This is a genomic window from Candidatus Bathycorpusculum sp. (assembly GCF_009778815.1).
Taxonomy (GTDB): domain Archaea; phylum Thermoproteota; class Bathyarchaeia; order Bathyarchaeales; family Bathycorpusculaceae; genus Bathycorpusculum; species Bathycorpusculum hydrogenotrophicum.
In genome coordinates this window covers 1-4,112 of record NZ_WRFL01000109.1, presented here as the reverse complement: position 1 = coordinate 4,112, position 4,112 = coordinate 1, and the positions used below count along the sequence as shown (strand labels likewise).

The following is a 4,112-nucleotide window of genomic DNA, read 5'->3' as shown; positions in this document are numbered from 1 at the left end:
TTGTTTCAAAGAAGACCGCGATGGTGGATTTAACGCTTAAACTTTGGCACGCATTAACCACTGAAGACATCTTTACAGCATTTCAAAAAACCGCATTACTTATCTTTAGGTGAACACTCTCAAGTTTTTAACTAGCGGTGTGTAGGTTTTGTTGTGGTTATCTGTTTGAGGTATGATAGTGATTTAACTGATAAAGAATGGAGCATAATTATGCCAATTTTTACTAAAGCAAAGAAAGGCAAACACTTACAAAAACATAGTAAACGTGAACTAGTAAACGCTGTACGATACCTTAACAAAACGGGTTGTCAGTGGCGTATGCTGCCTAAAGACTTTCCCAATTGTCAAACGGTACACTCATTTTACCGTCGAGCCGTAAAAAACGGGTTATGGGAAAAAATGACTGATTTACTGGTACAGATGACACGTTTGGAGGCAAAACGCAACGCTAAACCCAGTTACTCTCTAATTGATTCACAGAGTACAAAAACAACCTCAGCATGCGATGAGAGGGGGTTTGATGGTGGAAAAAAATCAAAGGCCGCAAACGACACATAGTAACTGATGTTATGGGTAACTTGTTAAAGGTGGTTGTTGGAGCGGCTAACATTCATGATACTGTGGCGGGTTGTGAGGTTTTTCGGTCGGTTTTGGAAAAGTATCCTTCGCTTTTGGGTGTTTGTGGGGATGCTGGGTTTAGGGGAACTTTTGTTGATTTTGTTGCCTCGTTGGGTAAAAAATGTGATATTTCGGAGAAGATTGTGCCTAAAGGCTGGAGCGTTTTACCCAAGCGCTGGTGTGTGGAACGAACACTTAGCTGGTTCACATGGTTTAGACGACTATCTAAGGACTATGAAATATTGACAACATCAGAAGAAGCCATGATAATGATAGCGCACTCAACAACATTGCTCAGGAGGCTCTGCTATTGAATACAGGTTCTTACAAACACATTGTATTCGTTTAGAGTGATGTCTTCTGTTTGCCTAAAGTATTGACCACTATAATCAGTACCGCCGTTAACCTGTTGCGCAAGGTACGCCAATTGTTGTGCGTTGGCAATGCGATAGGGGTTACTCGCCGTACCACTACCGCCGTCAAAACTTGTAGCGATAGTTCCATCCCAAACCTGTAAACCATTAAAACTTAAACTATCCGATACAGACTGATCAAACGATGCTATGGACATAGTGTCCTCTGCCATAGCCATTAAAGGTAATGAACTCATAATAAAAAATACAAATAATATAATTGCTGAAATTTTTAGGAATATTTGTTTTGTCTTCATGTATAAACCTCAAGATTATCTATACTTCTTCCAAAGCCCATTAAAACATATTACGCTTTATAATCAACTAAGCGCTATCCGAAACATTTAATGTTGCAAAATAATTCTGAGGAAAGACAGACAAAAATGATTGCACAATAAAAAACAGACAGTACTACTTAAAAAAAGAGAAAAAGAGAAAATTAGCGAAGAGGAGCGAGTGCTTATGGCAATATCGCCATAAACGGTGAGGTTCGAATCCCACATACTCCACAATTACCCAGGAGTTTGTCCCACACCTAACGCATATAGCGTTATTTTATTTCGACGTCTGCAGATCCGGGGTAGTGTAATTCACAACAACCTCAACAGCAATCAACGCTTTCTCTACCATCACACCACCACCCCTTTTTGTCTTAGCTATCTGGTTCTGAGTGCAGATACCTTTATGCTTACAATAGAGCTGGCGGTTTCTTTGAGCTCTTCTGGAGTCAACCCTAAATCAATAACACTCTTAAATGCCTCCTCACCAAAAACATACTCAAGCGGATAACTCTGCTCCTCTATGACCTCTATGTTTTGAAAGCCCGCGTTTCGCATTTGCTCAAGATAAACCTCTTTTAATTCTGCACCCGATACACAACCCGCATAGGCTTCAACATTTCTCTGAACCACCTCAGGCAACTTTCTGCGAAGAACCAAATCCGAAACCATCAACCTACCATTGGACACCAAAACCCGAAAAGCCTCCTCAAACACCCGCTTCTTATTTGGCGAAAGATTAATGACACAATTAGAGATAATCACATCAACAAAATTATCCGCCACAGGCAAATTCTCAATTTCACCTAATCTAAATTCAACGTTTGTGTATCCACCCTTTTTCGCATTTGCCCTTGCTTTATCTAACATCTCAGGCGTCATATCCACTCCAATAACCTGTCCTTGGTTTCCAACTTTTTTGGCCGCCAAAAAAACATCAAACCCAGCCCCACAACCCAAATCCAAAACACGCTCACCCACCTTTAAAGAGGCTAAAGCAATTGGATTACCACAACCCAACCCCAGATTGGCACCCTCCGGAACTGCACTCATTTCTTCTTCACTGTACCCCACCATTTTGCTGACTTGCTTATTTGGAACAGAACAGCAACCAGCGCTTGAAGCACAACAAGAACTGCTGGGGTTGGCTACTTTGGCATATCGATTTCTTACTTCACGCTTAATTTCTTCCTCTTTCATGCTTGTTTAACTCTCCTTATTAGTTACTCCTTTAATCAAGGGGCTGAGTGTTTGAGTGACCGCTCCTACAAGTTTCTCAGCCTTAACCATCATAATACAGCAGACTTCACCGTCTTTTTCGCAAGCAACAACCGCTATTTTGTCATTTGCTTTCATGTTTGCTTTATTGCGCAAATCTTTGGGAAGAACAATCTGCCCTTTCGCATCCATCGTTATCACGGCATCAATTCTACAAACCTCATCGCCACCACAACAATCAGTCACGTTTAATCACTACCATTAGAGAAAAATAGCTTCTCCACTAAATAAATTTTTCCTAAAAATAAGAAAAATAAGAAAAATACGCTTATATGCGGCGATGCCCTCTAACCATACCATAATTACAAAACAAAAATGTCAGAAACACTTTTGGGTGAAAAAAAGATGGTTGAAACAGACTACAAAGGGCTACCACGAGACAAAATTCCCTGGGATCCAAAAATAGACCCCAACAAATGCACCACCTGTGGCAAATGCATAAAATTCTGTCACATGAACGCTTTCAAAACAAAAACCCACAACAACAAAAACAAAACCACCATCATTGTTAATCCCAACAAATGTGTTGTCTTCTGTCGGGGATGTGAAAACATCTGTCCACAAAATGCCATATCTCACCCCGATGAAAAAGAAACACAAAAAATAATTGACAAATTACGCAACAATCAACGGGCTTGTCATCATGTCTAAACCCAAAATTCTATTTATTTGTACCCACAACTCGGCCAGATCGCAAATGGCTGAGGGACTACTTAGAAACATGTATGGCGAAAAGTATGAAATTTTCAGCGCTGGCACCAACCCCACAACAGTCAACTCCTTAGCCATCAAAGTTATGGCTGAAATAGGCATAGACATTTCAATGCAGTATTCCAAAGGGTTAGAAACATTTAGCGATACTGAAATTGACTTAGCCGTTTCTGTTTGTGAAAACAGTGCAAAAACACTCTGCACTCTGTGCACATCACCCACAACTATGAGCCGCCCTCTGATAGTTAGTGCAAAGTTGCCTAAAACCAAAAAGTACGTAGTTCAGGGGTTTGAGGATCCTTCTGAAGTTTGTGGAACTGAAACAGAAAAACTTGTGGCTTTCTGCCGTATAAGGGATGAAATCAAGACATGGATTACAGACTATTTTGCGGATCTAAAGTGATGATGAGTTAAATAGTCAGCCGAGTGTGCCTTTTACTGCATCTGCCTTTAGTCGCGCAAAATCCATTTCGTCTTCGTAATCAATGCAACTGTTACCCTCTTTTTCAGGATTAGTTAAGGAACAGTACCCCTCTCTGTGGTTGATACAATTTTTTCTATCACAAGAGATTCGACTCAAAACTTTCCCCAAAATCAAAAGACGGCTTGAAGTATTTAGGTGTTACCAAATGGTCTGTTAATTTCATTTAACGGCTCTATAAATATCTGAAAGTCAATTTACAAAAATGCGTGAACCTACTAATCTTTATAGTGCAAACCTTTAGCAGCCAAACAGAAATATAACAAACAGCTAACATAACATACGTCGAGTTGAGACTAATGAGTTACAACATGGAAATGCAACTATCCGTTA

Annotated in this window: 8 protein-coding genes; 4 read left to right on the top strand and 4 right to left on the bottom strand. The window is 40.1% G+C overall.

Going from position 1 to position 4,112, the window contains the following annotated elements:
- Window positions 1-165 precede the first annotated feature (165 nt).
- A complete protein-coding gene (locus tag FWF39_RS11975) occupies window positions 166-558 on the top strand; it encodes a transposase (protein WP_343383667.1) in 393 nt (130 codons plus the stop codon).
- An 11-nt stretch (window positions 559-569) separates the two neighbouring features.
- Window positions 570-932, top strand: a complete 363-nt coding sequence (locus tag FWF39_RS11970) for a transposase (protein WP_343383666.1) — start codon at window positions 570-572, stop codon at window positions 930-932.
- Here the strand turns inward: FWF39_RS11970 and FWF39_RS11965 are convergent.
- The 3 genes from FWF39_RS11965 to FWF39_RS11955 form a co-directional block, all read right to left on the bottom strand.
- Complete coding sequence (locus FWF39_RS11965; protein WP_343383665.1) at window positions 926-1,288, bottom strand: hypothetical protein; 363 nt, start codon at window positions 1,286-1,288, stop codon at window positions 926-928. The two genes, FWF39_RS11970 and FWF39_RS11965, sit on opposite strands and share 7 nt — an antisense overlap.
- A 399-nt stretch (window positions 1,289-1,687) precedes the next feature.
- On the bottom strand, window positions 1,688-2,509 hold the full coding sequence (arsM, locus tag FWF39_RS11960) for an arsenite methyltransferase (RefSeq protein WP_343383664.1): 822 nt from the start codon (window positions 2,507-2,509) through the stop codon (window positions 1,688-1,690).
- A 6-nt stretch (window positions 2,510-2,515) separates the two neighbouring features.
- Window positions 2,516-2,773 (bottom strand): HgcAB-associated protein, encoded by a 258-nt coding sequence (locus FWF39_RS11955; RefSeq protein WP_343383663.1) that lies wholly within the window; start codon window positions 2,771-2,773, stop codon window positions 2,516-2,518.
- A 159-nt stretch (window positions 2,774-2,932) separates the two neighbouring features.
- Between FWF39_RS11955 and FWF39_RS11950 the strand changes: the two genes are divergently transcribed.
- Window positions 2,933-3,238, top strand: a complete 306-nt coding sequence (locus FWF39_RS11950; RefSeq protein WP_343383662.1) for a 4Fe-4S dicluster domain-containing protein — start codon at window positions 2,933-2,935, stop codon at window positions 3,236-3,238.
- Window positions 3,231-3,701 (top strand): arsenate reductase ArsC, encoded by a 471-nt coding sequence (locus tag FWF39_RS11945; protein ID WP_343383661.1) that lies wholly within the window; start codon window positions 3,231-3,233, stop codon window positions 3,699-3,701. The genes FWF39_RS11950 and FWF39_RS11945 overlap by 8 nt, the downstream gene beginning before the upstream one ends.
- A gap of 15 nt (window positions 3,702-3,716) precedes the next feature.
- On the opposite strand, the gene FWF39_RS11940 is transcribed toward FWF39_RS11945, so the two are convergent.
- A complete protein-coding gene (locus FWF39_RS11940) occupies window positions 3,717-3,878 on the bottom strand; it encodes a hypothetical protein (RefSeq protein WP_343383660.1) in 162 nt (53 codons plus the stop codon).
- Window positions 3,879-4,112 lie beyond the last annotated feature (234 nt).

Coding starts and splice junctions, on each gene's coding strand:
- FWF39_RS11970 (WP_343383666.1), top strand. CDS start 570: ATGGGTAACTTGTTAAAGGTGGTTGTTGGAGCGGCTAACATTCATGAT.
- FWF39_RS11965 (WP_343383665.1), bottom strand. CDS start 1,288: ATGAAGACAAAACAAATATTCCTAAAAATTTCAGCAATTATATTATTT.
- arsM (WP_343383664.1), bottom strand. CDS start 2,509: ATGAAAGAGGAAGAAATTAAGCGTGAAGTAAGAAATCGATATGCCAAA.
- FWF39_RS11950 (WP_343383662.1), top strand. CDS start 2,933: ATGGTTGAAACAGACTACAAAGGGCTACCACGAGACAAAATTCCCTGG.
- FWF39_RS11945 (WP_343383661.1), top strand. CDS start 3,231: ATGTCTAAACCCAAAATTCTATTTATTTGTACCCACAACTCGGCCAGA.